Source organism: Stenotrophomonas sp. PAMC25021 (genome assembly GCF_004795795.1).
Classification (GTDB): domain Bacteria; phylum Pseudomonadota; class Gammaproteobacteria; order Xanthomonadales; family Xanthomonadaceae; genus Stenotrophomonas; species Stenotrophomonas muris.
In genome coordinates this window covers 3,535,244-3,559,857 of sequence record NZ_CP039255.1, presented here as the reverse complement: position 1 = coordinate 3,559,857, position 24,614 = coordinate 3,535,244, and the positions used below count along the sequence as shown (strand labels likewise).

31 protein-coding genes and 3 tRNA genes are annotated in these 24,614 nt (G+C 66.6%); 17 read left to right on the top strand and 17 right to left on the bottom strand.

The features are described from left to right. Positions 1 to 195: 195 nt before the first annotated feature. From E5790_RS16475 to dxs, 7 genes are all read left to right on the top strand, one after another. A tRNA-Phe gene (locus tag E5790_RS16475) sits at positions 196 to 271 on the top strand. A gap of 72 nt (positions 272 to 343) precedes the next feature. Next, a tRNA-Phe gene (locus E5790_RS16470) sits at positions 344 to 419 on the top strand. 141 nt (positions 420 to 560) lie between these two features. Further along, positions 561 to 1,112 (top strand): lipocalin family protein, encoded by a 552-nt coding sequence (locus E5790_RS16465; protein ID WP_049405026.1) that lies wholly within the window; start codon positions 561 to 563, stop codon positions 1,110 to 1,112. 165 nt (positions 1,113 to 1,277) lie between these two features. Beyond that, on the top strand, positions 1,278 to 1,754 hold the full coding sequence (locus E5790_RS16460) for an LEA type 2 family protein (RefSeq protein ID WP_014647826.1): 477 nt from the start codon (positions 1,278 to 1,280) through the stop codon (positions 1,752 to 1,754). Between the two features lie 64 nt (positions 1,755 to 1,818). Beyond that, positions 1,819 to 3,609: an acyl-CoA dehydrogenase C-terminal domain-containing protein gene (locus E5790_RS16455; protein WP_136191776.1), complete on the top strand. Its 1,791-nt coding sequence runs from the start codon at positions 1,819 to 1,821 to the stop codon at positions 3,607 to 3,609. Between the two features lie 475 nt (positions 3,610 to 4,084). Then, on the top strand, positions 4,085 to 4,750 hold the full coding sequence (locus tag E5790_RS16450; RefSeq protein ID WP_111206890.1) for an HNH endonuclease: 666 nt from the start codon (positions 4,085 to 4,087) through the stop codon (positions 4,748 to 4,750). 105 nt (positions 4,751 to 4,855) lie between these two features. Next, entirely contained in the window at positions 4,856 to 6,763 is a 1,908-nt protein-coding gene (gene dxs / locus E5790_RS16445) for a 1-deoxy-D-xylulose-5-phosphate synthase (RefSeq protein ID WP_032956193.1), read from the top strand. Positions 6,764 to 6,902: 139 nt separating this feature from the next. On the opposite strand, the gene E5790_RS16440 is transcribed toward dxs, so the two are convergent. The 3 genes from E5790_RS16440 to E5790_RS16430 all read right to left on the bottom strand — a co-directional run bounded on the left by E5790_RS16440 (position 6,903) and on the right by E5790_RS16430 (position 8,182). After that, positions 6,903 to 7,106 (bottom strand): hypothetical protein, encoded by a 204-nt coding sequence (locus tag E5790_RS16440; protein WP_005417823.1) that lies wholly within the window; start codon positions 7,104 to 7,106, stop codon positions 6,903 to 6,905. A 174-nt stretch (positions 7,107 to 7,280) separates the two neighbouring features. Beyond that, a complete protein-coding gene (locus E5790_RS16435) occupies positions 7,281 to 7,844 on the bottom strand; it encodes a DUF3011 domain-containing protein (RefSeq protein ID WP_032956176.1) in 564 nt (187 codons plus the stop codon). Positions 7,845 to 7,975: 131 nt separating this feature from the next. Further along, on the bottom strand, positions 7,976 to 8,182 hold the full coding sequence (locus tag E5790_RS16430; protein WP_046431774.1) for a hypothetical protein: 207 nt from the start codon (positions 8,180 to 8,182) through the stop codon (positions 7,976 to 7,978). Between the two features lie 401 nt (positions 8,183 to 8,583). Between E5790_RS16430 and E5790_RS16425 the strand changes: the two genes are divergently transcribed. From E5790_RS16425 to E5790_RS16410, 4 genes are all read left to right on the top strand, one after another. After that, complete coding sequence (locus tag E5790_RS16425; RefSeq protein ID WP_014647838.1) at positions 8,584 to 8,865, top strand: hypothetical protein; 282 nt, start codon at positions 8,584 to 8,586, stop codon at positions 8,863 to 8,865. Between the two features lie 12 nt (positions 8,866 to 8,877). Continuing rightward, positions 8,878 to 9,111 carry a DUF1653 domain-containing protein gene (locus E5790_RS16420; protein ID WP_014647839.1) on the top strand — a complete coding sequence of 78 codons (234 nt, stop codon included), beginning with the start codon at positions 8,878 to 8,880 and terminating at the stop codon, positions 9,109 to 9,111. Between the two features lie 91 nt (positions 9,112 to 9,202). Beyond that, positions 9,203 to 9,775, top strand: coding sequence for a TetR/AcrR family transcriptional regulator (locus tag E5790_RS16415; RefSeq protein WP_111206888.1), 573 nt, complete (start codon positions 9,203 to 9,205; stop codon positions 9,773 to 9,775). 13 nt (positions 9,776 to 9,788) lie between these two features. Continuing rightward, the gene (locus E5790_RS16410; RefSeq protein WP_014647841.1) at positions 9,789 to 10,121 is read left to right on the top strand and encodes an SMR family transporter; all 333 of its coding nucleotides are present in this window, start codon (positions 9,789 to 9,791) and stop codon (positions 10,119 to 10,121) included. A gap of 22 nt (positions 10,122 to 10,143) precedes the next feature. Here E5790_RS16410 and E5790_RS16405 read toward each other — a convergent pair whose 3' ends face one another. Both E5790_RS16405 and E5790_RS16400 read right to left on the bottom strand, forming a co-directional pair. After that, positions 10,144 to 10,317, bottom strand: a complete 174-nt coding sequence (locus tag E5790_RS16405) for a DUF1328 domain-containing protein (RefSeq protein WP_005417836.1) — start codon at positions 10,315 to 10,317, stop codon at positions 10,144 to 10,146. A gap of 94 nt (positions 10,318 to 10,411) precedes the next feature. After that, positions 10,412 to 11,053: a LysE family translocator gene (locus tag E5790_RS16400; RefSeq protein WP_032956184.1), complete on the bottom strand. Its 642-nt coding sequence runs from the start codon at positions 11,051 to 11,053 to the stop codon at positions 10,412 to 10,414. Between the two features lie 162 nt (positions 11,054 to 11,215). Here E5790_RS16400 and E5790_RS16395 point away from each other — a divergent pair, with 162 nt between their 5' ends. After that, complete coding sequence (locus E5790_RS16395) at positions 11,216 to 11,908, top strand: aspartate/glutamate racemase family protein (protein WP_032956186.1); 693 nt, start codon at positions 11,216 to 11,218, stop codon at positions 11,906 to 11,908. A gap of 12 nt (positions 11,909 to 11,920) precedes the next feature. On the opposite strand, the gene E5790_RS16390 is transcribed toward E5790_RS16395, so the two are convergent. Further along, positions 11,921 to 12,316 carry a hypothetical protein gene (locus E5790_RS16390; protein WP_032956187.1) on the bottom strand — a complete coding sequence of 132 codons (396 nt, stop codon included), beginning with the start codon at positions 12,314 to 12,316 and terminating at the stop codon, positions 11,921 to 11,923. Between the two features lie 241 nt (positions 12,317 to 12,557). On the opposite strand from E5790_RS16390, the gene E5790_RS16385 reads away from it, so the two are divergent. Both E5790_RS16385 and E5790_RS16380 read left to right on the top strand, forming a co-directional pair. Continuing rightward, a complete protein-coding gene (locus E5790_RS16385) occupies positions 12,558 to 13,073 on the top strand; it encodes a DUF3011 domain-containing protein (RefSeq protein WP_111206887.1) in 516 nt (171 codons plus the stop codon). 86 nt (positions 13,074 to 13,159) lie between these two features. Next, positions 13,160 to 13,609 carry a GNAT family N-acetyltransferase gene (locus E5790_RS16380; protein ID WP_032957620.1) on the top strand — a complete coding sequence of 150 codons (450 nt, stop codon included), beginning with the start codon at positions 13,160 to 13,162 and terminating at the stop codon, positions 13,607 to 13,609. Here E5790_RS16380 and E5790_RS16375 read toward each other — a convergent pair. The 11 genes from E5790_RS16375 to thrS form a co-directional block, all read right to left on the bottom strand. Further along, the gene (locus tag E5790_RS16375; protein WP_014647846.1) at positions 13,588 to 13,929 is read right to left on the bottom strand and encodes a hypothetical protein; all 342 of its coding nucleotides are present in this window, start codon (positions 13,927 to 13,929) and stop codon (positions 13,588 to 13,590) included. The genes E5790_RS16380 and E5790_RS16375 overlap by 22 nt on opposite strands. Beyond that, a complete protein-coding gene (locus tag E5790_RS16370) occupies positions 13,926 to 14,126 on the bottom strand; it encodes a hypothetical protein (protein ID WP_049442386.1) in 201 nt (66 codons plus the stop codon). Before E5790_RS16370 ends, E5790_RS16375 begins: the two co-directional genes overlap by 4 nt. A gap of 117 nt (positions 14,127 to 14,243) precedes the next feature. Continuing rightward, positions 14,244 to 14,320 (bottom strand) — tRNA-Pro (locus E5790_RS16365). A gap of 68 nt (positions 14,321 to 14,388) precedes the next feature. Then, complete coding sequence (locus tag E5790_RS16360) at positions 14,389 to 14,745, bottom strand: MerR family transcriptional regulator (RefSeq protein WP_005410431.1); 357 nt, start codon at positions 14,743 to 14,745, stop codon at positions 14,389 to 14,391. Continuing rightward, complete coding sequence (locus tag E5790_RS16355) at positions 14,726 to 15,025, bottom strand: integration host factor subunit alpha (RefSeq protein ID WP_005410432.1); 300 nt, start codon at positions 15,023 to 15,025, stop codon at positions 14,726 to 14,728. The genes E5790_RS16360 and E5790_RS16355 overlap by 20 nt, the downstream gene beginning before the upstream one ends. Positions 15,026 to 15,052: 27 nt before the next feature. Then, positions 15,053 to 17,434, bottom strand: a complete 2,382-nt coding sequence (gene pheT / locus E5790_RS16350) for a phenylalanine--tRNA ligase subunit beta (protein ID WP_049442385.1) — start codon at positions 17,432 to 17,434, stop codon at positions 15,053 to 15,055. Between the two features lie 87 nt (positions 17,435 to 17,521). Beyond that, positions 17,522 to 18,517, bottom strand: a complete 996-nt coding sequence (locus tag E5790_RS16345) for a phenylalanine--tRNA ligase subunit alpha (RefSeq protein WP_005417865.1) — start codon at positions 18,515 to 18,517, stop codon at positions 17,522 to 17,524. A 193-nt stretch (positions 18,518 to 18,710) separates the two neighbouring features. Further along, positions 18,711 to 19,070, bottom strand: a complete 360-nt coding sequence (gene rplT, locus E5790_RS16340; protein WP_005410435.1) for a 50S ribosomal protein L20 — start codon at positions 19,068 to 19,070, stop codon at positions 18,711 to 18,713. Positions 19,071 to 19,081: 11 nt separating this feature from the next. After that, complete coding sequence (gene rpmI / locus E5790_RS16335; protein WP_005410436.1) at positions 19,082 to 19,279, bottom strand: 50S ribosomal protein L35; 198 nt, start codon at positions 19,277 to 19,279, stop codon at positions 19,082 to 19,084. A gap of 266 nt (positions 19,280 to 19,545) precedes the next feature. Beyond that, positions 19,546 to 20,073, bottom strand: a complete 528-nt coding sequence (gene infC / locus E5790_RS16330; RefSeq protein WP_075076340.1) for a translation initiation factor IF-3 — start codon at positions 20,071 to 20,073, stop codon at positions 19,546 to 19,548. A gap of 63 nt (positions 20,074 to 20,136) precedes the next feature. After that, positions 20,137 to 22,038, bottom strand: coding sequence for a threonine--tRNA ligase (gene thrS, locus E5790_RS16325; protein WP_032957627.1), 1,902 nt, complete (start codon positions 22,036 to 22,038; stop codon positions 20,137 to 20,139). 429 nt (positions 22,039 to 22,467) lie between these two features. On the opposite strand from thrS, the gene E5790_RS16320 reads away from it, so the two are divergent. From E5790_RS16320 to E5790_RS16310, 3 genes are read left to right on the top strand one after another with little or no spacing between them, the layout of a single operon-like run. Continuing rightward, positions 22,468 to 22,764: a hypothetical protein gene (locus E5790_RS16320; protein ID WP_005410439.1), complete on the top strand. Its 297-nt coding sequence runs from the start codon at positions 22,468 to 22,470 to the stop codon at positions 22,762 to 22,764. Further along, positions 22,764 to 23,027, top strand: a complete 264-nt coding sequence (locus tag E5790_RS16315; RefSeq protein WP_032957460.1) for a hypothetical protein — start codon at positions 22,764 to 22,766, stop codon at positions 23,025 to 23,027. The genes E5790_RS16320 and E5790_RS16315 overlap by 1 nt, the downstream gene beginning before the upstream one ends. A gap of 10 nt (positions 23,028 to 23,037) precedes the next feature. Continuing rightward, on the top strand, positions 23,038 to 24,597 hold the full coding sequence (locus E5790_RS16310) for a PepSY-associated TM helix domain-containing protein (RefSeq protein ID WP_049442384.1): 1,560 nt from the start codon (positions 23,038 to 23,040) through the stop codon (positions 24,595 to 24,597). Positions 24,598 to 24,614 lie beyond the last annotated feature (17 nt).

Genomic DNA, 24,614 nt, shown 5'->3' with positions numbered 1-24,614 from the left:
GGCGAACGCGGCGACCTGCAGATTTCCACCGCAGACGACAATCGATGGGCCACGCCCCGCTCCACAACGGAGGATCAAGCACTTGCGAGCGCGCAGAGGGCAATGTGAAGAAATCTTGGCAAAACGCTTGCCGAAGGCAGCCGACCTCCGTAATATACGCGTCCTTGGCAGCGACCTCGCTGCAACGAAACATGTGGCCGAGTAGCTCAGTTGGTAGAGCAGGGGATTGAAAATCCCCGTGTCGGCGGTTCGATTCCGTCTTCGGCCACCACTTTCGAAGGCCTGCAGAAATGCGGGTCTTTTTTTTCCGGAAACCGCACTCACCGGGGTAGCCACACAATTTGGCCGAGTAGCTCAGTTGGTAGAGCAGGGGATTGAAAATCCCCGTGTCGGCGGTTCGATTCCGTCTTCGGCCACCATCTTCAGAGACCTGCAGAAATGCAGGTCTCTTTTTATTCGCGCTTCGCGCAAGCGGCGACCACCGTGGCTCGGTTGACGAAACATTTACACCGGCACGGGCCGCGGCACCTACGCTCCAGACTCCTGCCTGGAGCCTGCCGATGCATCTGCGCCCCGCCCTGCTCGCCTGCCTGCTGCTGGCCGCCTTCCCGGTGATCGCCACTGAACCGGTGCGCGCTGTCGAGCACCTGGACATTGATCGCTACGCGGGCCAATGGCACGAGATCGCGCATCTTCCAGTCTCGTTCCAGAAGCAGTGCGTGGGCGACATCACCGCCAACTATGGCCTGCGCCGCGACGGCCGCATCAGCGTCACCAATGCCTGCCGCAAGGGTGACGGCGAGCGCGTGGTCGCCGAAGGCGTGGCACGCCCGGTGGCCGGCCATCCCGGGCAACTGCAGGTGCGCTTCGTCCCCGACTGGCTGAGCTGGGCGCCCCTGGTCTGGGCCGACTACTGGGTGCTGGCGCTGGACCCGGACTATCAATGGGCCCTGGTCGGCGAACCCGGCCGCAAGTATCTGTGGATCCTCTCGCGCCTGCCGGAGATGGAGCGCGATCGGTTCGAACAGTTGAAAGCCAAGGCCGAGTCGATGGGGTACGACCTCGGGCCACTGCGCCTGATGGCCCCGCTGCGCGATCCCGCGGCCGACTGAACCGCTTCGCATCCGGCGCATCGTGCGCGCGCCATCCGGCGTTGTGCATGCCCGACCGCCATCTTCACGCGCTACCCTCTGCGGACGGGTCGCCCCGGGCGATCCATAAAACCATACGCCGTAGTATGCTTACCCCAACGCACCCCCTCCAGAGGACTTGCGCCCATGCTCCACCGCTTCCGTACCGCCTTGATCGTCCTGTGCACCCTCGCCCTTGTTGCCTGCAGCAACGGCATCGTCAAGCGTGTTTCGGAACCGGCGGCCAGCCTGCAGCAGCTGACCGTGCGTGCCGACGGCAACTGGACCGTGGCCCTGCGCCTGCAGAACTTCAGCTCGATGCCGATGACCTTCGATGATGTCTCACTGGCGCTGACCGTCGGCGACAGCGATGCCGGCACCCTGCAGGTCAAGCCCGGCATCTCCATCGGCGGCACCTCCGCCGACGTCATCAATGTCGACCTCGTGCCCAGCTCGACCGCGCGCCTGGTGGTGGCCGACGCGCTGGCCAGCAACCGCACCCTGGCCTACGCCCTGAAGGGAACGGTGGCGGCCACGCCGCAGGAAAAGAAGCAGCGCAGCTTCGACATCAGCAGCCGCAGCACCCTCAACCAGGCCCCCGGCCTGCCCGGCGTGCTGCGCTGAACCCGCCTTTCGTCGCGGCGCCCGGCGCCGCTCCCCTCTGCCCTGATCAAATCGAGACGTACCGATGAGCAGCTACACCGCCCCGCTTTCCGACCTCCGTTTCGCCCTGCACGACGTGCTCAAGGTCGAACCCCTGTTCGCCCGCCTGGGCTTCACCGACGCCACCGCCGACGTGGTCGATGCCGTGCTGGAGGAAGCCGGCCGCTTCAGCGCCACCGTGCTGGCCCCGCTCAACAGCGTCGGCGACGAGATCGGCTGCGTACTCGACCAGGCCACCGGTGAAGTGACCACCCCGCCCGGCTTCAAGCAGGCCTACGACCAGTTCGTCGATGGCGGCTGGACCGGCCTGACCGCCTCGCCGGAGCTGGGCGGCCAGGGCCTGCCGCACACCCTGGGGGTGCCGCTCAACGAAATGATCAACGCCGCCAACCTGGCGTGGGGCAACTTCCCGCTGCTCTCGCACGGCGCCATTGAAGCGCTGAAGCAGCACGGCGAGGCGTGGCAGCACGACGCCTTCCTCAAGCCGCTGATCGAAGGCCGCTGGACCGGCACGATGTGCCTGACCGAGCCGCACTGCGGCACCGACCTGGGCCTGCTCAAGACCAAGGCCGAGCCGAACGCCGACGGCAGCTACTCGATCACCGGCACCAAGATCTTCATCACCGCCGGCGAGCACGACCTGACCGGGAACATCGTGCACCTGGTGCTGGCCAAGCTGCCCGACGCCCCTCCGGGCGCCAAGGGCATCTCGCTGTTCGTCACCCCGAAGTTCAAGGTCGACCGCGATGGCAACGTCGGCGAGCGCAATGCACTGCGCTGTGGCTCGATCGAACACAAGATGGGCATCAAGGGGTCGGTCACCTGCGTGATGAACTTCAATGGTGCGCAGGGTTACCTGGTCGGCCAGCCGCACAAGGGCCTGCAGGCCATGTTCACCATGATGAACACCGCGCGCCTAGGCGTCGGCCTGCAGGGCATCGGCCTGTCCGAGCGCGCCTACCAGAACGCACTGAAGTACAGCCGTGAGCGCCTGCAATCGCGCGCCCTGAGCGGCGCCAGGTTCCCGGACAAGCCGGCCGACCCGATCCTGGTCCACCCGGACGTGCGTCGCATGCTGCTGACCGTGAAGTCGCTGGTCGAAGGCAGCCGCCTGCTGGCACTGCACGCCGCCACCCTGATCGACATCGCCCACCACGCCGAGGATGCCGCCGAGCGCGAGCGCGCCGACACCCTGGTGAGCTTCCTGACCCCGATCTCCAAGGCCTGCCAGACCGAATGGGGCATCGAGAACACCTACAACGCCCTGCAGTGCTTCGGTGGCCACGGCTACATCCGCGAGCACGGCATGGAGCAGCTGGCCCGCGATGCACGCATCACCACGCTGTATGAAGGCACTACCGGCATCCAGGCGCTGGACCTGATCGGCCGCAAGACCGCATCCAGCCAGGGCGCCGGCCTGAAGCTGATGCTGGCCGAGATCGAAGCCTTCGCCAAGGAACACGAGGGCAACGAAGCGCTGGCCGAGTTCATCGGCCCGCTGCGCGCCAAGGCCGCCGAATGGGGCAAGCTGACGATGGACGTGCTGCAGCGCGCGGCCGCCAATCCCGACGAACTGGGCGCGGCCAGCTACGACTACCTGTTCTATTCGGGTTACGTGGTGCTGGCCTACTGGTGGGCCCGCAGCGTGGCCGCCGCCGATGCCAGCGCGCACGGCGCCGCCTTCGCCCAGGGCAAGCGCGAGACCGCACGGTTCTACTTCGCCCGCGTGCTGCCGCGCACCCTCAGCCACGCCGCCGCGATCCAGGCCGGCGCCGCGCCGCTGATGGCCATGGACGACGAGCGCTTCGGCGCCTGAGCCGGGCTTCGCCCGGCACCCGCGGTAGTGCCGGCCGCTGGCCGGCAACCGCAATAGCAACAGCTGGATCCCGGTGGATGGCGGGGCGGTGTGGGCTGGCAGGACACGCCGTAAACCCCGCTCCGCGGTCCGGCCCAGCCGCTGGCGACTGTGCGTTCGGGCGCTTGCGAAGCAGTGCTTCGCAAGCAAAGCGCCCTCACCCCTGGGGGCTCGATGGCGCCCTCCATGGCGCCAACGGTCCTGCCAACCCACACCGCCCCGCCTCTGACAGTTCCCCGCGATCTGCGTAGATCCACGCCACGCGTGGATGGAAACTACCGAAATCCATCTGGGGAAAAGCCCCCCTTTGTTAAGGGGGGCGCACCGACAGGTGCGGGGGATAGGAGGAATGCGCGGACCTGAATCATTGCGATTTGGGTTTCGCCCTCCGGGCGATACCCAAATCGCAATGATTCAGGTATAAGCTGTTCTCCCGATGGAGACAGACACTACACGCTTGGGTCTGATCGAAGCCGGAGCTCCGTTTTCTGCTCCGGGCGCCGAAGCATCGCCCAACGCCACGACGCTGCATCGCCCCGGTTCGGTCCGGCTGCTCTCGCTTGATGCCCACGGACGCGTACTGGACTGGATCACCTGGCAGGATGCGGCTTGCCTCTACGCCCGCGAGGCGGTGGCCTGGACGCTCGGCGACCCCTGCCTGCACATCCACGGCGGCACCAACCGTTTCAGCGGCCTGCAGAGCGGCATGGACCTGCACCCGATCATCGCCGCCCGCGGCCACGCCCGCTCCCGTGCGATCGACCCGACGCCGAACCTGACCAACCAGGCCCTTTTCGCCCGCGACGCCCAGCTGTGCATGTACTGCGGCCAGCAGTTCAGCCGCCCCACGCTCACCCGCGACCACGTCATGCCGCTGTCCAAGGGCGGCCTGGACTGCTGGGAAAACGTGGTCACCGCCTGCTTCCACTGCAATTCGCGCAAGAGCGACCGCACCCCGCAGCAGGCCGGCATGCCCCTGCTGGCAGTGCCCTACCGGCCCAGCTGGATCGAGCACCTGATCCTGTCCAACCGCAACATCCTGGCCGACCAGATGGCCTTCCTGAAGGCGCAATTGCCCAAGCGCTCGAAACTGAGCACCTGAACGCCTGAAAATGCAACCCTCACCGTCCTGTCACGGACGGCGGCGTTTGCTTGCCCCACCCCCGTTTGAGGGCGAAAATGGGCGTTCAGAAAAAGTGCGAACATGATGATCGACTCTGCCCGCTATCCCCGCCTCGCGCGCATCCAGACGCCGGATGACCTGCGCACGTTCGACGAATCCGAATTGAGGGCGGTTGCCGACGAACTGCGCGCCTACCTCATTGAATCGGTGGGCAAGAGTGGCGGCCACTTCGCCGCCGGCCTGGGCGTGATCGAGCTCACCGTGGCCCTGCACTACCTGTACCAGACACCGCACGACCAGCTGGTCTGGGACGTCGGCCATCAGACTTACCCGCACAAGATCCTGACCGGCCGCCGCGACGAGATCCACACCGTCAAGCAGAAGGACGGCATCGCGCCGTTCCCGAAGCGCGAGGAAAGCGAGTACGACACTTTTGGTGTCGGCCACTCCTCGACCTCGATCTCGGCCGCACTGGGCATGGCCATCGCCCGCCAGTCCGAAGGCGACGACCGCAAGATCGTGGCGGTGATCGGTGACGGCGCGATGACCGCCGGCATGGCGTTCGAAGCGCTGATGCACGCTGGCGGCATGGAGCCGGAGCCGAACCTGCTGGTGATCCTCAACGACAACAACATGTCGATCTCCGAGGCCGTGGGCGGCCTGACCAAGATGCTGGGCCGCGCCACCGGCAGCCGCACGCTCAACGCGCTGCGCGAAGGCGGCAAGAAGATTCTCGGTGACAAGAAGAACAATCCGGCACGCTTCGTGAAACGCTGGGAAGAGCACTGGAAGGGCATGTTCGTGCCTTCCACGATGTTCGAGGAAATGGGCTTCCACTACACCGGCCCGATCGACGGCCACGACATGCCCGCCCTGCTGTCCACGCTGAAGACGCTGCGCGCCTCCAAGGGCCCGAAGCTGCTGCATGTGATGACCACCAAGGGCAAGGGTTACGAGCCGGCCGAGGGCGACCAGATCGGTTACCACGCCGTGGGCCCGTTCGATCCGGACAAGGGCCTGGTGGCCAAGGCCGGGGCCAAGAAGCCGACCTACACCGATGTATTCAGCGACTGGCTGTGCGATGCCGCCGCCGCCGAGCCGCGCCTGTACGGCATCACCCCGGCGATGCGCGAAGGCTCCGGCCTGGTGCGTTTCAGCAAGGAATACCCGCAGCGCTATTTCGACGTGGCGATTGCCGAACAGCATGCGGTCACCCTCGCCGCCGGCATGGCCACACAGGGTGGCAAGCCGGTGGTGGCGATCTACTCGACCTTCCTGCAGCGCGCGTACGACCAGCTGGTACATGACGTGGCCATCCAGGACCTGGACGTGCTGTTCGCGATCGACCGCGCCGGCGTGGTCGGCCCGGACGGTGCGACCCACGCCGGCAACCTCGACCTGAGCTTCCTGCGCTGCGTGCCGAACCTGGTGGTGATGGCACCGTCCAACGAAGCCGAGTGCCGGCAGATGCTAAGCACCGGCCTGCAGCACCCGGGCCCGGCCGCCGTGCGCTACCCGCGCGGCACCGGCACCGGCGTTGCAGCCGGCACCGACCTGTCGACCCTGCCGATCGGCAAGGGCGAACTGCGCCTGCAGGGCAGCCGCATTGCCCTGCTCGCCTTCGGCAGCACCGTGGCCGCCGCCGAGCAGGTCGGCCGCGAACTGGGCCTGAGCGTGGTCAACATGCGTTTCATCAAGCCGCTGGACCGCGAGCTGGTGCTGGCTGTCGCCGCCCAGCATGAGGGCCTGGTGACGATCGAAGACAACGTGGTGGCCGGTGGCGCCGGCTCCGGTGTTGGTGAACTGCTCAATGCCGAAGGCGTGCTGCGTCCGATCCTGCACCTGGGGCTGCCCGACAGCTACCAGCACCATGCCAGCCGCGAAGACCTGCTGGCCGAAGCCGGCATCGACGCCGCCGGCATCCGCGCCGCTGTGCTCAAGCGCTGGCCGCAGCTCGCCGCAGGTACCCCGCCGCTCAGCGCGGCAGGCTGAGGCCGATCACCACCCGGTAGATCCACACAGGGCGCAATGGGCGCGGACAGCGTCCGCACCCTCCAGGCTCGAAACGCGTAGATCCACGCCATGCGTGGATGATGGAATTCCGGGTGCCTGCCTTGGCAGGCACCCGCGCTCAGCCGTAACTGACCGCTTCGACGAACGCGCCGCTGGCTTCCACGCGCACGGCCGCACGCTGACCGGTGTCGACAAAGTGCAGGCGGGCCAGAGTCTCGGCGAAGTCGTAGGCGCGGGCGCCATCGCGGAACTCGATCGGCTCCGGCCGGTCCGGATGCAGCACGCGCCACTGGCGCTGTTCGCATTGCAGGCGGATCAACATGCAGCTCACTCCTTGAGGCAGCGTATCGATGGCGGCGGGATGCCCATGCCGGCTATGGCACACGGCACCGCTGAGATTCAGGGCACACAACGTGCCCTGATCGCAGACAATACGGCGTTCAAAATGTGAGCTGTATCAGATTATTCTGATTTTCATGGGCTGAACCCGTAAAGCTCAGTTCACCTGGAACTGCGCCCGGCAGCCATCACTCACCCAGATGCCGCGGCGATCCCAGCCCCAGCTCTGGCCTTCGATGCAGGCGCTGCGTGAGTCCTGGCGGATCAGGCGCACACCCCGGCGGATGCGCGCATCGCAGTACTCCTGCCGATGTCCATTGGAATGGCAGGTGACCACATCGCCGCCGCCCCATCCGTTGCCATTGCCATTGCCCCAGCCGCCACCATTGCCACCCCAGCCGCCACCGCGGCGGTATTCACCGACGAATTCGGCACGGCACCCCTGTGTGACCCAGACGCCGTTGCGCGACTGGCCCCAGGTCTCACCTTCCACACAGGGCGAACCGGACAACTGGCGGATCAACCGCGCGCGGCCGTCCAGGCGGCACTCATTGCTGCGATTCTTGACCGACTCGCAGCGCACGATGCCACTGCCATCGCGGCCACCATAGCGGTCGTCGTCATAGCCGTAGCCATAGCTCTGCGCCTGGGCGCCGCCGGCCGCCGCCAGCATCGGCAACAGGGTGCAGGCCAGGGTGCGCCAAGTGAGTGCCTTGCCCATCGAGATCTCCAGATGAATACGATGGCGCAAGCATCCGGGATTCACGGCCCGGCGCACAGAGGGGAGCGCAACGGCAGTTTTTCCCCATTCAAACAACGCAACCGGACCTGACTGCGTCACAGTTGCTGGCGTCACTCTCCGACGTGAAGCGCGTCTACCGTGTTGCCAAGCGCCTCGACCCGCACCGTGCTGCGCTGGCCGGTGCGGCGGTGATGCTCCAGGGCCAGCGCGGCGGCGGCGTCAAAGGCGTCGGCGCCACGTGCGTAGCGGGTGGCCTCGCGTGCCTGCGGGTGCAGTACGGACCAGCGCTGGGCAGTGCATTGGACGGTGATGACCATGGGGAGGCTCCTGCGGATAAAGGGTGCGGTGGCAGGCAGACGTGCCGCTCGCCGTTACACCATCAGGCTAGCGACCGCCTCCGGGATGGCCTATCAGATTTGTACGAAAATGCCGCGCCTTTGGGTCGGAACTTCGCCTCATCACATCCCTGAGTCCGTTTAGCTCGTTCATTCCGTGATCCTTGTCACGGAGTCAGCTGGGCTTCACACTACCATCATCAACAGGGGCCCCTTCCACATGCGCACCTTCTTCTCGCACCAGCGTTCGACGTTGCTGAAGTTCTATTTCGTGGCCAGCTATCTGATTCTGATCGAAGAGTTGGTCCGCGCCGCCGTGCATTGAGCGCTTGCTAACGGGCTATTTGCGACAGAATATGTTGCTTTACGCACGGAGCTCGCGCATGAAGGTGCTTCTTCTGATTCCAGCGCTGCTGGTTCTGGCCGCATGCGCGAGCCCGGACAATGCAGCCCCGCGTGCCGACGGCAAGCCTTCGACAACCATGCCCAAGGTAGGCGGCGATCGCGACGCGCACGGCTGCATCGGCTCGGCCGGCTACCAGTGGTGCGAACACAGCCAGCGCTGCGAGCGGCCCTGGGAGCTGGCACAGGCACACGGCCTGGCCAACAGCGCCGAGGCCATCGACGCGTACTGCGCCACGCCCGCCAGCCCGGCGCGCAAGTGAGCACGACCCGTCATGGCTGAGCTGAGTCCCCTGCCCGACCTCGCCCGTGGCCGGTATCGCCACTTCAAGGGCGGCGAATACGAAGTGATCGACATCGTCCGCAGCAGCGAGACGCTGGAACCATTGGTGCTGTACCGCGCACTCTACGGCGAAGGCGGCCTGTGGGTACGCCCCTACCCGATGTTCGTCGAGCAGGTCCCAGGCAAACACGGCCCGCAGGCGCGTTTCGCACGCATCGACGATTGATCCGGCTCCCACCGGGCGGTGGCCGATGGTCGCGCCGGTGACGCGATCCGGCTGCGCTACAATCATACCGTCCAGTCGGTTTCTTCCCATCATGTCCCCGCCCCCTCCCCGCTCGCGGCGCAAAGCGCCCGACAGCGTGCGCCAGTCATTGCTGCACGCCACCATCGCCGTGATTGGCCAGAACGGGCTGGCGGCACTGACCGTGCAGGATGTCGCGCGCGTGGCCGGGGTCAGCAAGGGCGCGTTGTTCCACCATTTCAGCAGCAAGCAGGCGCTGGTCGATGAAGCCATCGGCGCACTCATCGGCGAATTCGAGGCGCGTGTGCGCACGCTCCTGCAGGACGGCACGCCCGGCCACGGCTGCTTCAGCCGCGCCTATGTGCGGGCCAACTTCGAGCACCTGCTGCAGCAGGAACAGGACAACAACGTCGGCCTGACCCTGGGCAACCTGATGGAGCCGGCCCTGCTGGCGCACTGGCGCGACTGGAAGCGCGCGATGCTGGCCGAGTTCCCCGGCGAGGCGGGCGATCCGCGCCTGTACGCGGCACGCTGCGCGGCCGATGGCTATTGGGCCACCGCCTATGGTCGGCCGCTGGACGAAGCAGAGCGCCTCAATGCGCTGGCGATGGCCGAGCAGGCCCTCAAGCTGTGCGACCCGCAGTGACCCGGAGCCCGCGATGAACCCCTATATCTACCTGGCCGCCGCCATCGTGCTGGAAGTGATTGCCACGTCGCTGCTGAAGGCCTCGGACGGCATGAGCCGGCTGTGGCCGACACTGGGCGCGCTGGTCGGCTACGGGCTGTGCTTCTACCTGCTGTCGGTCACCATGAAGTCGGTGCCGACCGGCATCGCCTATGCGATCTGGTCCGGCGTCGGCATCGTGCTGATCTCGCTGATCGGCCTGGTGGTGTTCAAGCAGCGGCTGGATGCAGCTGCGCTGGCCGGCATCGCGCTGATCTGCGCCGGCGTGCTGGTGATCAACCTGTTCTCGCGCAGCAGCGCGCACTGAACACGCTGCTGCGCGACAGGTGCTAGCTGACCTTCTTCGCCACGCTCATGCCGATCAGGAACAGCACCACGGCAATGATGATGCCGGCCCAGAACAGGAACTTGGCGATGCCCACAGCGGCACCGGCGATGCCGCCGAAGCCCAGCACGCCGGCGATGATGCCGATGATGGCGAAAATGATGGCCCACTTGATCATGTCAGTCCTTACCCCGCGGGGAACGCAAACGGTGTGATCAGGCTAGGCCGCAGCCGATGCGGCAGTCGTGAAAAGGCCGCGTGTGCGGCGTGAATCAGCGCGGCCGGAAGCGCAGCAGCGCCACCGCGAAGGCCAGGAACACGCTTCCCACCAGCCGGTCGAACCAGCGCCGTGCGAATGGCTTTGCAAGCCAACGACGCAGGCCGTGGCCACCGGCGGCGTACATCACGTACCAGAACAGTTCGCAGGCCGCGAAGGTCGCCACCAGCACGCTGTACTGCACGGCCTGGCTACGCGACGGATCAACGAACTGCGGCAGGAACGCCGCGGCGAACAACAACAGCTTGGGGTTGCTCAGGCCAACCCACAGGCCGCCACGGAATACCGTCGCTGCGCCATGTACCGGCGCCAGTGTGACCTCTGCAGCATCGGCCACCGCGGGTGCCGGGCGGCAGCTGTCACGCCACGCCTTGATGCCAAGCCAGGCCAGGTAGGCCACACCGAGATAGCGCAGCACTTCGAACAGCATCGGCGAGGAGTGCAGCAACGCGCTCAGGCCCGCAGCGGATGCGGCCAGCACCAGCAGCATCGCCAGCAGGCAGCCGGCCATGGCCGGCACGCTGCCACGGAACCCCAGCCCGACGCTGCGCCCGAGGATGTGCAGCATGTTCGGCCCGGGCGTCCCGCACAGCACGAAGACCGTGGCCAGGAACCACCACCAGGTATGCAGGGCCATTGCCGGTTTCCACTTCAGAAGACGGCACCAGCATAGGGCACCCATGCAGGACGCGGCACATACAGCGGGCGGTGGATGCGACGGTTACAGATGCCGGCGCCCGTGCACGGCAGCGCCACTGCCATCTGTGCTGCAATGGCCGTCTCTGGCTTGGAGCAGTGCATGAAGACCCTTGGCCTGATCGGCGGCATGAGCTGGGAAAGCTCGGCGCAGTACTACCGCCTCATCAACGAGGCGGTGCGGCATCGCCTCGGTGGCGCGCATTCGGCGCAACTGCTGCTGTGGTCGGTGGATTTCGCCGGCATCAAGCAGCTGCAGCACGACGGCCAATGGGATCTGCTGGGCAACCACATGCTCGATGCTGCACGGCGGCTGCAGGCCGGTGGCGCCGAGCTGCTGGTGATCTGCACCAACACCATGCACACGCTGGCCGGCCGGATCGAAGCCGGATGCCCGCTGCCCCTGCTGCATATCGCGGACCCGACCGCCGCGGCGATCCTGCAGGCCGGCATCCGCAAGGTGGGACTGCTCGGCACCGCCTTCACCATGGAGCAGGCGTTCTACCGCGACCGGCTGCAGGACCGCTTCGGGCTGGAGGTACTGGTTCCGGAGGCCGATGATCGCCGCAGCGTGCACGACATCATCTACCAGGAGCTGATCTGCGGCGTGGTCAGCGAGCATTCGCGGCAGGCATACGCCGGCGTGATCGCGCGCTTGGTTGCACGCGGCGCCGAAGCGATCATCCTCGGCTGTACCGAAATCATGTTGCTGGTCCGCGCCGAGGACAGCCCGGTGCCGCTGTTCGACACCACCACCCTGCACGCCCTGGCGGCGGTGGATGCGGCACTGGCCTGACCCTGCGCGCTGTCAGTCTTCGCCCTGCACTTCCAGTGCGGTGATCAACCAGTCGACCACGGCCTGCGAATCACACAGGAAGAAGATGGCATCGCCCGAACGCGCCTCGGTCAGCAGCCGATAGACGGTAATCGCCACTGCCGACTGGTTGGCGATGAACACCTCCGGGCTGCGCGGTCCCTCGCTGTGGCCGGCCACGGCATGCAGCGCCTTGCGCGCAGCCACGGTGGCGGGCGGGTCCGCGCTGCGGGCCAGTTCCGGCCCGCGCAGGCCCCACGCAATGAACACATGCTTGCCCTTGAACGTGGTGTCCAGGACACGCACCTGCCCGGCCTCTGCGCCAGCCGAGCGATGAATGACGGTACTGCTGATCAACGCAACCCCCTGTGGTCGTCGTGGTCCGCGCATCCTCCTCCACACGCCGGCTGCACGCCAGTGACGGCAGCCACAGGCTGGGCCGGCAAGCGTGGGAGAGATGTAAGAAGGTGTAAGCCGATGCGATCGGATGTGCCGCGATGATAAGGGATGTAAGGCTCTGCATGGGCCGGTGCACACTACTAAATCCCCACTGAGCCAACGCCGGAACGCCCCGTTCCGATGGCCCCGGGCTGGTCCATTCTTGCGGCCCGTTCCCCTGCCGAGGCCCCCCATGACCCATCGCCTGCTGCTGCCGATTGCCCTCCCCACCCTGGCCCTGCTGCTGGCCGCCACCACGGTGGCCGCCCAGGATTACGGCAGCGATCCCATTGCGCCGCTGCGCTGCGAATCGCAGTTCAACAAGACCCAGCAGTGCCCGATCGAAGGCCGCATGCGCCTGGCCAGGCAGCTGTCGGTCACCCGCTGCGTAGAGGACCAGAACTGGGGCCAGAGCCGCCGCATGCTCTGGGTCACCGACGGCTGTCGCGCCGAGTTCGTGGCCGACGGACAGGGACGCGGCCGCTGGCCGGGGCGCGGCCGGGACCGTGACCGCGATGACGATGGCGAGCGCCTGGTCTGCGAGTCCTACGAGCAGAAGGACAAGGAATGCCGCATCCGTGTGCGCCACGAGGTACGCCTGGTCAAGCAGAAGTCGGTGACACCGTGCGTCGAGGATCGCAACTGGGGCTGGGACCGCCGCGGCGTGTGGGTCAGCGACGGCTGCCGTGCCGAGTTCCGTGTGTATTGACTGCCGACCACACGCTGGCTGTGGCGCATGCGCAGACGCGGCCGAGGTGATCGATAGACTGGGCGCACCCAGCCCAGGAGCCTTCGATGGTGCCGCCCGATCCCTCCTCGACGATGTTGCACATCCGCGAGGCAATGCCCGCCGACGTTTCCGCGTTGATCGCGCTCGACAGCGTTGCGGTCCACGATCCGCAACGCGCACGGCAGATCAGCGACTGGCAGGCCCGTGGTGGCATGCACGTGGCCGAATGGGCCGGTCAGCTGGCCGGTTACCTGGTCATCCACCATCACTTCTTCGGCGAAGCCTTCGTCGAGATGCTGATGGTGGCGCGCGAACAACGCAGCCAGGGCGTCGGCGCCGCCCTGCTGCGCCATGCCATCGCGCTGCACGGCCACGGCAGGCTGTTCACTTCGACCAATGCTTCCAATACCGGCATGCAACGCCTGCTCGCCGCTTCGGGTTTCATCGACAGCGGCATCGTGCACGGATTGGACGAAGGCGATCCGGAGCTGCTCTACCGCTTTGCCGGCAGCTGATCGAGATACGTGGTCACCTTTGCATCCAGCAGGTCCATCAACAGCGGATCCATGCAGCGATAGTCGTCGGGGATATCCAGGCAATGCAGGCGCTTGTATTCCAGCAGGCGCGCATAGGCGGCCTGCAGGCGATGCTGGTGCTTGGCCTCCATCACGAAGATGACATCGGCCCAGCGGATATCCGCCGGGCCGATGGGGCGTCGTGCATGCGGGCTGGTGCCGGCCGACAGCGCAGCGAAGCCGGGTCGCCGTCGCCACATGGCTTCGGCGGTCGGGCTGCGCAGCTGGTTGCGGCTGCAGACGAACAGCAGGTTGATCATTCCTGTTCCTGCAGTTGGCGGGCGCTGAGGACCGGATAGGTGAAGCCCAGCTGGCGTGCGCGCGCGAGCTTGGCGTCGCGCGTATACAGCAGCTTCCAGTTCTTCTCGGGCTTGTAGCTGTAGGCGGTCGTGGCGCGGTCGCCACCACGGTTGCGAGCCTGGCTGCGACGCCAGGCACGGCTTCTTGCAGAATCCATGATGTGTTCTCGTGAGTACCGGGTTCAGCAGCCGCGGTAGTACGAGTGGCGCGCAGCATACACCGCACGCACAAAAAAGCCCACGCATCGCTGCGCGGGCTTCTTGATTCATCACAGTGGTCGGGACGGCCGGATTCGAACCGACGACCCTCTGCCCCCCAGGCAGATGCGCTACCAGGCTGCGCTACGCCCCGACTGATGCTGCGATGTGCCCGCCACTGCGGCGGGCCGTGAAGTATAGCGGATTACGATGGAAATGGGATCAGCGGCGCAGCAACTGCAGCACTTCTTCCAGCTCCATGCGCACCTGCTTGATGATCTGGTTGCTCAGCGCCGATTCCTCGCGGGCATCGGGGCCGTCCAGACGCAGGCGTGCACCACCGATCGTGTAGCCCTGTTCGTACAGCAGGCTGCGGATCTGCCGCACCATCAGCACGTCGTGGCGCTGGTAGTAGCGGCGGTTGCCTCGGCGCTTGGCCGGCTCAAGGCTGGGAAACTCGGTTTCCCAGTAGCGCAGGACATGCGGCTTGACGTCGCACAGCTCGCTGACTTCACCGATGGTGAAGTAGCGCTTGGCCGGGATCGGCGGTAGTTCGCGGTTACTGCCCGGATCCAGCATAAGCTTCCACCCTCTCCTTGAGCTTCTGGCCCGGACGGAAGGTGACCACCGTACGGGCGGAAATCGGAATTTCCTCGCCGGTCTTGGGGTTGCGACCCGGGCGCTGGTTCTTGCGCCGCAGATCGAAATTACCGAAGCCCGACAGCTTCACCTGACGTCCCTGTTCCAATGCTTCACGCAGCACATCGAAAAACGCGTCGACGAATTCCTTGGCTTCCCGCTTGTTCAGACCGACTTCGTCGAACAGCTTTTCCGCCATCTCCGCCTTGGTCAATGCCATTGCCTGCTACCCCCGAGTGCTGCCCGCTCAGCCGCGGATCCGGGCGTGGTGTTCACGCTCGATGGCAGTGACCGCCTCGGCCACCACCGCATCCACGTCGCGGTCCGTCAGAGTGCGCGACTTGTCCTGCAAAATCAAGCCCATAGCGAGACTCTTGAATCCCGGCTCGACGCCCTGGCCGACGTAACGGTCGAACAGGTTCAGGTCGCGCAGCAGCGGGCCGGCGGCCTGGCGGACGGTGGCCGCCAGATCGGCCCAGGCCACCTGTTCAGGCACCAGGAACGCCAGGTCGCGACGCACCGCCGGGAAGCGCGACAGCTCGCCGGCGCGCGGCAGTCGGCGGGCCGTCAGCGGCTCCAGGTCCAGCTCGAAGGCGTAGACGTCGGCTTCGATATCCATCGCCCGGGTCAGTCGCGGGTGGATCTGGCCGATCCAGCCGATCGCCACGCCATCGCGGTACACCTCGGCCGAACGCGCCGGGTGACCGTAGGCGCGGACGGACGGGCGGAACTCCAGCTGCGCGCCACTGGCGGCCGCCAGCGACTCCAGGTCGCCCTTCAGGTCATGGAAGTCGACCTTGCGGGTCGGCAGGCCCCACTGCACCGCCTGCGCCTCACCGCAGACCGCAGCGGCCACGCGCGGGGTTTCCAGCGGTGCCGGCTGGCCGTCTCCGGCCTGCTGGGCGAACACGCGGCCGAGCTCGAACAGGCGCACACGGCCCAACTGGCGGGCGGCGTTGCGGCCCAACGTGGCGACCAGGCCCGGCAGCAGCGACGGGCGCATCACCGCCAGTTCGGCCGACAGCGGGTTGGCCAGCGGCACCAGGCCGTCGCGCAGCTGCCACTGGGTCAGCAGCGCGTCGTCGACGAAGGCGAAATTGACGGTTTCCTGCTGGTCACGGGCGATCAGCTGGCGGCGCACGCTCAGCGCGTCCAGCTGGGTCTCGCTCGGCATCGCCACGCGCGAGGCACCGCCCGGCAGCGTGGTCGGGATCTGCTCGTAACCGTGGATGCGGGCCAGCTCTTCGATCAGGTCTTCTTCGATGGCGATGTCGAAGCGGCGGCTCGGCGCGACCACCTGCCAGCCGTCGGCGGCGGCGACCACGTCCATGCCCAGCGCGCGCAGGATGCGCTCGACTTCCGCATCGTCGATGGTGATGCCGAGCACGCGGGTGATGCGGGCGCGGCGCAGCACGATGGTCGCTGGCTGCGGCAGATCGGCTTCACGCACGGCCTCGGTGACCGGTGCCGGGGTACCGCCGGCCAGGTCCAGCACCAGGCGGGTGGCGTACTCGATCGCGGTGCGCGGCAGCGCCGGATCGACGCCGCGCTCGAAGCGATGGCCGGCATCGGTGTGCAGGCCAAGCTTGCGGCCACGACCCATGATCGCGGCCGGCGCGAAGTGCGCGGCTTCCAGGAACACGGCGGTGGTCGCGTCGGTGACGCGGGTGTCGAAGCCGCCCATCAGGCCGGCCAGGCCGACCGCGCGGTCAGCGTCGGTGACCACCAGGAAGCTGTCGTCCAGCGCAGCATCGCGGCCGTCCAGCAGCTTCAGCGTCTCGCCCGCGCGCGAACGCCGCACGGCGATGCTGCCCTGCAGGGTGCCCAGGTCGTAGGCGTGCATCGGCTGGCCCAGCTCCAGCATCACATACTGGGTGATGTCGACCAGCAGCGAGACCGGACGCACGCCACTGCGGCGCAGGCGCTCGGCCATCCACAACGGGGTCTTGGCGGCAGCATTGACGCCTTCGATGACACGGCCCAGGTAACGCGGCGCTTCGGCGCCGGCGTCGAGCTGGATGCTCAGCTCACGGCTGCCGACTGCCGGAATGGCGTCGGCAGCGAAGTCCAGCACTTCACTGCGGGTGGCGGCGGCGACGTCGTAGGCGATGCCGCGCAGGCTGAAGCAGTCGGCGCGGTTCGGGGTCAGCTTGATCTCGATGCTGGCATCCGGCAGGCCCAGGTACTCGACCAGGGTCTGGCCGACCGGTGCGTCGTCGGGCAGTTCCAGCAGGCCGGAAGCATCGTTGTCCAGGCCCAGTTCCTTGGCCGAGCACAGCATGCCGTTGGACTCGACGCCACGCAGCTTGGCCGGCTTGATCTTCAGCTCGCCGATCTGCGCACCGACCATCGCCAGCGGCGCGACCAGGCCCGGGCGCGCGTTCGGGGCGCCGCACACGATCTGCAGCAGTTCGCCCTGCCCGGCATCAACCCTGCACACCTGCAGGCGATCCGCTTCCGGATGGCGCACCGCGTCGACGATGCGTGCCACGACCACGTGGTCGAGGCCTTCGCCCAGCGCGGTCACGTCTTCCACTTCCAGGCCGATGGCGGTCAGCACTGCACTCAGTTCATCGCGCGAAGCGCCGGTCGGGACGTGGCTGCGCAGCCAGTTTTCGGAGAATTTCATGGTGTCATCCTGGTGGGCCCGGCGCATGCGCCTGGGCCTGCGAATTTGGGAGCAGCCGAGCATGGCTCGGCCCTACACGGTTGCGGCTTACGCGAACTGTTTCAGGAACCGCACGTCGTTCTCGAAGAACGCACGCAGGTCGTTGACGCCGTAGCGCAGCATTGCAAAGCGCTCCACGCCCATGCCGAAGGCGAAGCCGGTGTAGCGCTCCGGATCGATGCCGACGTTGCGCAGCACGTTCGGATGGACCATGCCGCAGCCCAGCACTTCCAGCCAGCGGGTGCTGCCATCGGGCTGCTGCCAGGCGATGTCCACTTCCGCGCCCGGCTCAACGAACGGGAAATAGCTGGGGCGGAAGCGCATTTCGAAATCGCGCTCGAAGAAGGCGCGCACGAACTCGGCCAGCGTGCCCTTCAGGTCGGCGAAGGTCGAATGCTCGTCCACCAGCAGGCCTTCCACCTGATGGAACATCGGCGAATGGGTCTGGTCGCTGTCGCTGCGGTACACCTTGCCGGCGGCGATCATGCGCAGCGGCGGCGCGTGGTCACCCATGTAGCGCACCTGCACGCCGGAGGTGTGCGTGCGCAGCAGGCGGCCGTCGCCGAAGTAGAAGGTGTCGTGCATGGCGCGCGCCGGATGGTGCGGCGGGAAGTTCAGCGCCTCGAAGTTGTGCCAGTCGTCCTCGATCTCCGGCCCTTCCGACAGCTCGTAGCCCAGCCGGCCGAAGATGCCAGTGATGCGCTCCAGGGTGCGGGTGATCGGATGCAGGCCGGCGCGGTCGCCGTTGCGACCCGGCAGGGTGATGTCGATGGCTTCGGCGGCCAGGCGTGCATCCAGTGCCGCATCTTCCAGCAGCGCCTTGCGCTCGCCGAGCGCGCGGGTCAGCGCGTCGCGGGCCTGGTTGATCGCTTCACCGGCGGCCTTGCGCTCGTCGGCCGGCAGGGCGCCGAGCTGCTTGAGCTGCGAGGTGATGCTGCCACTCTTGCCAAGCAGGGCCACGCGCAGCTGTTCCAGCACGTCGGGGCTCTGTGCGGCGGCCACATCGGCCAGCGCCTGGGTGGTGAGGGATTGGATGTCGCTCATGGGGGGCCGGAACTCCAGTCGATCTGCCATCGCGATGCGCGAAGGGCCGACCCCTGTCGCCACCGCCGTCCCCGCGCTGCCGCCATGGCCTCGCCGGGACCCAAAAAAGAATGGGGAAGGACTTGCGCCCTTCCCCATGCATTGCCTTGACCTGACACCGTTCCGGATGAACGGTTACGGCATCGGGAAGGACTTATGCCGCCAGCGCGCCCTTGGCCTTTTCGGCCAGCGCAGCAAAACCGGCTGCGTCGTGCACGGCGATGTCAGCCAGGACCTTGCGGTCCAGGGTGATGCCGGCCTTCAGCAGACCGTTCATGAAGCGGCTGTAGCTCAGGCCGTTGATGCGGGCAGCCGCATTGATACGGGTGATCCACAGCGAACGGAAGTTGCGCTTCTTCTGCTTACGGCCGATGTAGGCGTACTGCTGTGCCTTGATGACCGCCTGCTTGGCGACGCGGAAGACCTTGCGGCGGGCGTTGTAATAGCCCTTGGCGAGATCCAGAATCTTCTTGTGGCGGCGACGCGCCTGTACGCCACGCTTAACTCGTGCCATTTTTCAGTTCCTCAGAGGTAAGGGAGCATGCGGTCCAGACGGCCTGCGTCTTCTGCACGGACATGGCCCGTCTGACGCAGATTACGCTTACGCTTGGTCGCTTTCTTCGTGAGGATGTGGCTACGGTTGGCGTGGCCGCACTTGTACTTGCCCGAGGCGGTCTTGCGGAAACGCTTGGCCGCTGCCCGGTTGGTCTTGATCTTGGGCATTGCAATGTCCTTGATGGGATTTGACCCTGGTTTCTGACTGATCTGGCGGCGGCCTGGGCCGCTCTTTCCGTCCTGCCATGATCGGCGTACGACCCGTCCTGGGTGGGTCGAGCCGGGCATGATACAGGCAAAACCGCCCTGCCACCAGCCCCAGCACCCCTTGCGCCGGCATTTCACCGGCATCCTGCAAAAGCAAAGGGACGCCAGTGGCGTCCCCTTACCCTGAACCATTCAGCCAGGCGCCCCGGAAGGCGGCCCGTCAGGCCTCAGGTCTTCTTCTTCGGCGCGATCATCATGACCATCTGACGCCCTTCCAGGCGCGGACGGGATTCAATGACGATGTCCTCGCCCAGATCGGTCTCGATCCGGTTGGCCATTTCGCGACCCAGTTCCTGGTGGCTCATTTCACGGCCACGGAAACGGATGTTGACCTTGATCTTGTCGCCTTCTTCAAGGAACCCGCGCATCTTGCGCAGCTTGATCTGGTAGTCGCCCTCGTCCGTGACCGGACGGAACTTCACTTCCTTGATCTCGACCTGCTTGGTCTTCTTCTTGGCCTCGCTGGCCTTCTTCTGCGCTTCGAACTTGAACTTGCCGAAGTCCATGATCTTGCAGACCGGCGGATCGGCCTGCGGCTGGATTTCGACCAGGTCCAGGCCTTCATCTTCGGCCATGGACAGCGCTTCGTCGCGCGACAACACGCCGATCATTTCTCCGTCACTGCCGATCACGCGGACGCGCGGCACACGGATTTCCTGATTCTTGCGGTTCTGTTTGTTGTCAGGGGTGCTGATATTACGTTCTCCCAAGGGTATCGAACCGGTCCGGGTGCCTGTGCCCCCGGACCGGACCTTTGCTTACGCGCCCTCGGCTTGGAGCCGCTCGATGAAGGCCTGCAGGCTCATGCTGCCCAGGTCTTCGCCAGAACGCGTACGCACCGCCACAGCCCCATTTTCCTTCTCGCGGTCACCAATGACCAGCAGGTAGGGCACGCGCTGCAACGTATGCTCGCGGATTTTATAGCCGATCTTCTCGTTACGCAAATCCGAGCTGACGCGGAAGCCTTGCTCCGCAAGGGTTTTGGTCACGCCCGAGACGTAGTCGGCCTGGGCGTCGGTGATGTTGGCCACCACCACCTGGGTCGGCGCCAGCCAGGCCGGGAACTGGCCGGCGTGGTGCTCGATCAGGATGCCCAGGAAGCGCTCCATCGAGCCGACGATGGCGCGGTGCAGCATGACCGGATGCTTCTTCTGGCTGTTCTCATCCACGTACTCGGCGCCCAGGCGGCCCGGCATCATGAAGTCGACCTGCATGGTGCCCAGCTGCCAGGTACGGCCGATGGCATCCTTCAGGTGGTACTCGATCTTCGGGCCGTAGAAGGCGCCCTCGCCCGGCAGCTCCTGCCATTCCACGCCACAGGCGGACAGCGCCGAACGCAGTGCGCCCTCGGCCTTGTCCCAGGTGGCGTCGTCGCCCAGGCGCGATTCCGGACGCAGCGCGATCTTGATCTGGATCTCGTCGAAGCCGAAGTGCTGGTAGACCGCCAGCGCCTGCTGGTGGAACGCGGTCACTTCCGATTCGATCTGGCTCTCGGTGCAGAACACATGGCCGTCGTCCTGGGTGAAACCACGCACGCGCAGGATGCCGTGCAGCGCGCCGGACGGCTCGTTGCGGTGGCAGGAACCGAACTCACCGTAGCGGATCGGCAGGTCGCGGTAGCTGTGCAGGCCCTGGTTGAACACCTGGATATGGCCCGGGCAGTTCATCGGCTTGACCGCGTAGGTGCGCTTCTCCGACTCGGTGAAGAACATGTTGTCCTGGTAGTTGTCCCAGTGGCCGGACTTCTTCCACAGGCTCACGTCCAGGATCTGCGGGCAGCGCACTTCGCCGTAGCCGCTGCTGCGGTAGACCTTGCGCATGTACTGCTCGACCACCTGCCACAACGCCCAGCCCTTCGGGTGCCAGAACACCAGGCCCGGCGCCTCTTCCTGCAGGTGGAACAGGTCCTGCTGCTTGCCGATGCGGCGGTGGTCGCGCATCTCGGCTTCCTCGATGCGCTTGATGTACGCCTCGAGCTGCTTCTTGTCGGCCCAGGCGGTGCCGTAGATGCGCTGCAGCTGTTCGTTCTGCGCATCGCCGCGCCAGTAGGCGCCGGAGATGCGGGTCAGCTTGAAGGCCTTCAGGAAGCGCGTGTTCGGCACGTGCGGGCCGCGGCACATGTCCACGTATTCCTGGTGGTAGTACATGCCCATCGCCTGGATGTCGTCGGACATGTCCTCGATCAGGCGCAGCTTGTAGTCCTCGCCACGGGCCTTGAAGATCTCGATCACTTCGGCGCGCGGCGTCATCTTCTTGATGACGTCGTAATCCTGGGCGATCAGCTCACCCATGCGCTTCTCGATCGCGGCCATGTCGTCCGGGGTGAACGGGCGCTCGGAATAGATGTCGTAATAGAAGCCCTCGGCGATCACCGGGCCGATCACCATCTTCACGTCCGGGTACAGCTGCTTGACGGCGTGGCCGACCAGATGGGCGCAGGAGTGGCGGATGATCTCCACGCCCTCCTCGTCCTTGGCGGTGATGATGCGCAGGCTGGCATCGTGGTCGATGACGTCACTGGCATCGACCAGCACACCATCGACCGAACCGGCGATGGTGGCCTTGGCCAGGCCGGCACCGATCGACTGGGCGACGTCCATGACGCTGACGGGGTTTTCGAACTCGCGGCGGCTGCCGTCGGGAAGGGTAATGTTGATCATCGCATTGGCTTCGTGCGGGGCCCGCTGGGCGGGCTGGAAAGCGTTCCCGGGCCATTGCCCGGGCAATAAAAAAGCGCCGCGAGGGCGCCTGGAACACAGGGCCTTCGGGGGCAGGTCAACAGTGGGCGGTGGTAGTGCTCATGTCGCACGCTCGGCCGGCGCTGGGCGCGGGCCACCTTGTTCCAGTCAGGGTTCTGCGACGATCTTAAACCAGCACACCGGAAAGCCCAAGGCCTACCGTACGGTCCGCTGAATGGTCCTCGCTGGCGGCGTGAAAACGCAATGATTACCATGTCCGCGCAGCCCGCCCCGTGCCAGCCTGCCCGCTTCCCCCCAGGATCTCGTGATGCGCCACCCGCTCCGACCGGCTCACGCCGGCCCCGCCCGTGCCCCGCGTTCGCTGGCCCGCTGCCATGGCGGCCGCCCGCAATGATCACCGTCGGCCTTTCCACGCTGGGCTTCTGCAGCCTGGGCATGCTGGCAGCGATGTTCTCGGCACTGGCCTTCTATGCCGCCTCGCCGCACTGCCGCTGGCCCCGCCTGCGCCGCGCCGGCCGCCTCGGCCGCCAGATCGGCCTGGTCGCCGCGGCTGCCGCATTGTGGCTGTGGATGGCCGAACTCGGCTTTGCCGCTGGCCTGGTGGCGATGCTGTGCACCTGGATGCTGGCCGCGATGCTGCTGCCGGCACTGGCCGCCTGGCATCGCCCGGGCACGGAGTCGCCCTGATGTGGCCGCGCGCCTTCGCCGGCATCGTGGCCGGCTTCTTGCTGGCCGCCGCCGCGACCGGGCTGGTGACGTGGTTGCCGCCGGGCCCCTGGCAGAACGCGCTGGTGCCCAGCCTGATCACGTTCATCCCGCTGTGGATGCTGGCTGCCCTGTGGGCGTTCAGCTTCCGCAGCGCGCTGCGCGCCTGGGTGACACTGGCCGGCAGCGCTGCGGCCGGCTTCGCCGTGCTGACGCTGCTACGCCTGACCGGCGCGGTGCAATGAGACTCCCCCCATGAAGTTCAGCTCGCAGACCCTGCGTACGTTCACCACCCTGCACACCTGGGTCGGCCTGGTTGCCGGCTTCGGCCTGTTCGTGGCCTTCTACGCGGGTGCGCTGACCCTGTTCCACCACGACCTGCCGCTGTGGCAGACGCCCGGTGCAGCCACCGCGTTGCCGGCGGGCCTGGACGATGCGCAGTACCTGCTGGAAGACGTGCTGGCGGCACACCCGGAAGCCCGCCGCCACGTCGGCATGACGTTCCCCGGCGCCGAACATCCGCAACCCCTGGCCTACTGGCAGGCCGACGACGGCAGCTGGCGCTATGCCTGGCCGGGCCAGATCGCCGGCAGCCCGACGCCGCCACAGACCGGGCTGGCCGAACTGGTCAACGAACTGCATTACAGCCTCGGACTACCGGTGGCCGGCATCTACGTGATGGGCATCGTCAGCCTGCTGTATGGCATGGCGCTGCTGAGCGGCCTGGTGATCCACCTGCCGAAGCTGTTCGGCGACCTGTTCGCGCTGCGTCCGGGCCGCAACCTGAAGCAGCTGTGGCAGGACGCGCACAACGTGATCGGCGTGCTCAGCCTGCCCTTCCACCTGATGTTCGCGGTCACTGGCGCCCTGCTCTGCCTGGTGTTCGTGCAGATGGCCCTGCTCAATCCACTGATCTACGACGGCAAGGCCCTGCAGGCGGTACCGACTGCAATGGACACCGCGCCGGTGCGCGACGCCAGTGGCATCCCGGCACCGCCGGGCAGCCTGCGCCTGCTGCATGCGCGCGCGCTTGAAGTAGCACGCGCACAGGGCGTGGCCAACTTCGAGCCGGCCTACCTGAAGCTGGCCAACGCCGGCGATGCCAGCGCCACGATCGAGATCACGGGCGAATCCACCGGCACACTCGGGCCGCTCGGTTCGGTGGCCCTGGACGTGGCCACTGGCAACGTCCTGGCCTCCCAGCTGCCGGGCCAGCGCGATGCCAACCATGCCACGCTCAGCGCCGCCTATGCCCTGCACTTCGGCGAGTTCGGCAACGGCGTGGTGGTCTGGCTGTACTTCCTGCTCGGCCTCGGCGGTGCGTTCCTGTTCTACTCCGGCAACCTGTTGTGGATCGAGTCGCGGCGCAAGCGTCGCCAGCCGCAACAGCCGCGTGCTGGGGTGAACATGGCACGGGCCACGGTTGGCGTGTGCATCGGCCTGTGCGTGGCGATCTCGGTCGCTTTCATCACCGCGCTGGTGCTGGAGCGGTTGGCACCGTCGGCGGTCGACCATGGCATCCGCTGGGCCTGCTTCGGCAGCTGGGCAGCCTGTGCGCTGTGGGCTGCACTGCGCCGCCCCGCGCAGGCGGCGCGCGAGCTGCTGTGGACCGCAGCGCTCAGCACTGCACTGGTGCCGGTCCTGCACGGCGCACTCAATGGTGACTGGCTGTGGCGCGCCGCCGCGCGTGGCCATTGGCCGCTGTTCTGGGTCGATGCCATCGCGCTGGCCATGGCCTTCGGCTTCGCTCGCCTGGCCGTCGCCAGCCAGCGCCGCGCCCGCAACGGCGACCCCAACAGCGTCTGGGCCAACTAAGCCTTCACCGGGCATGG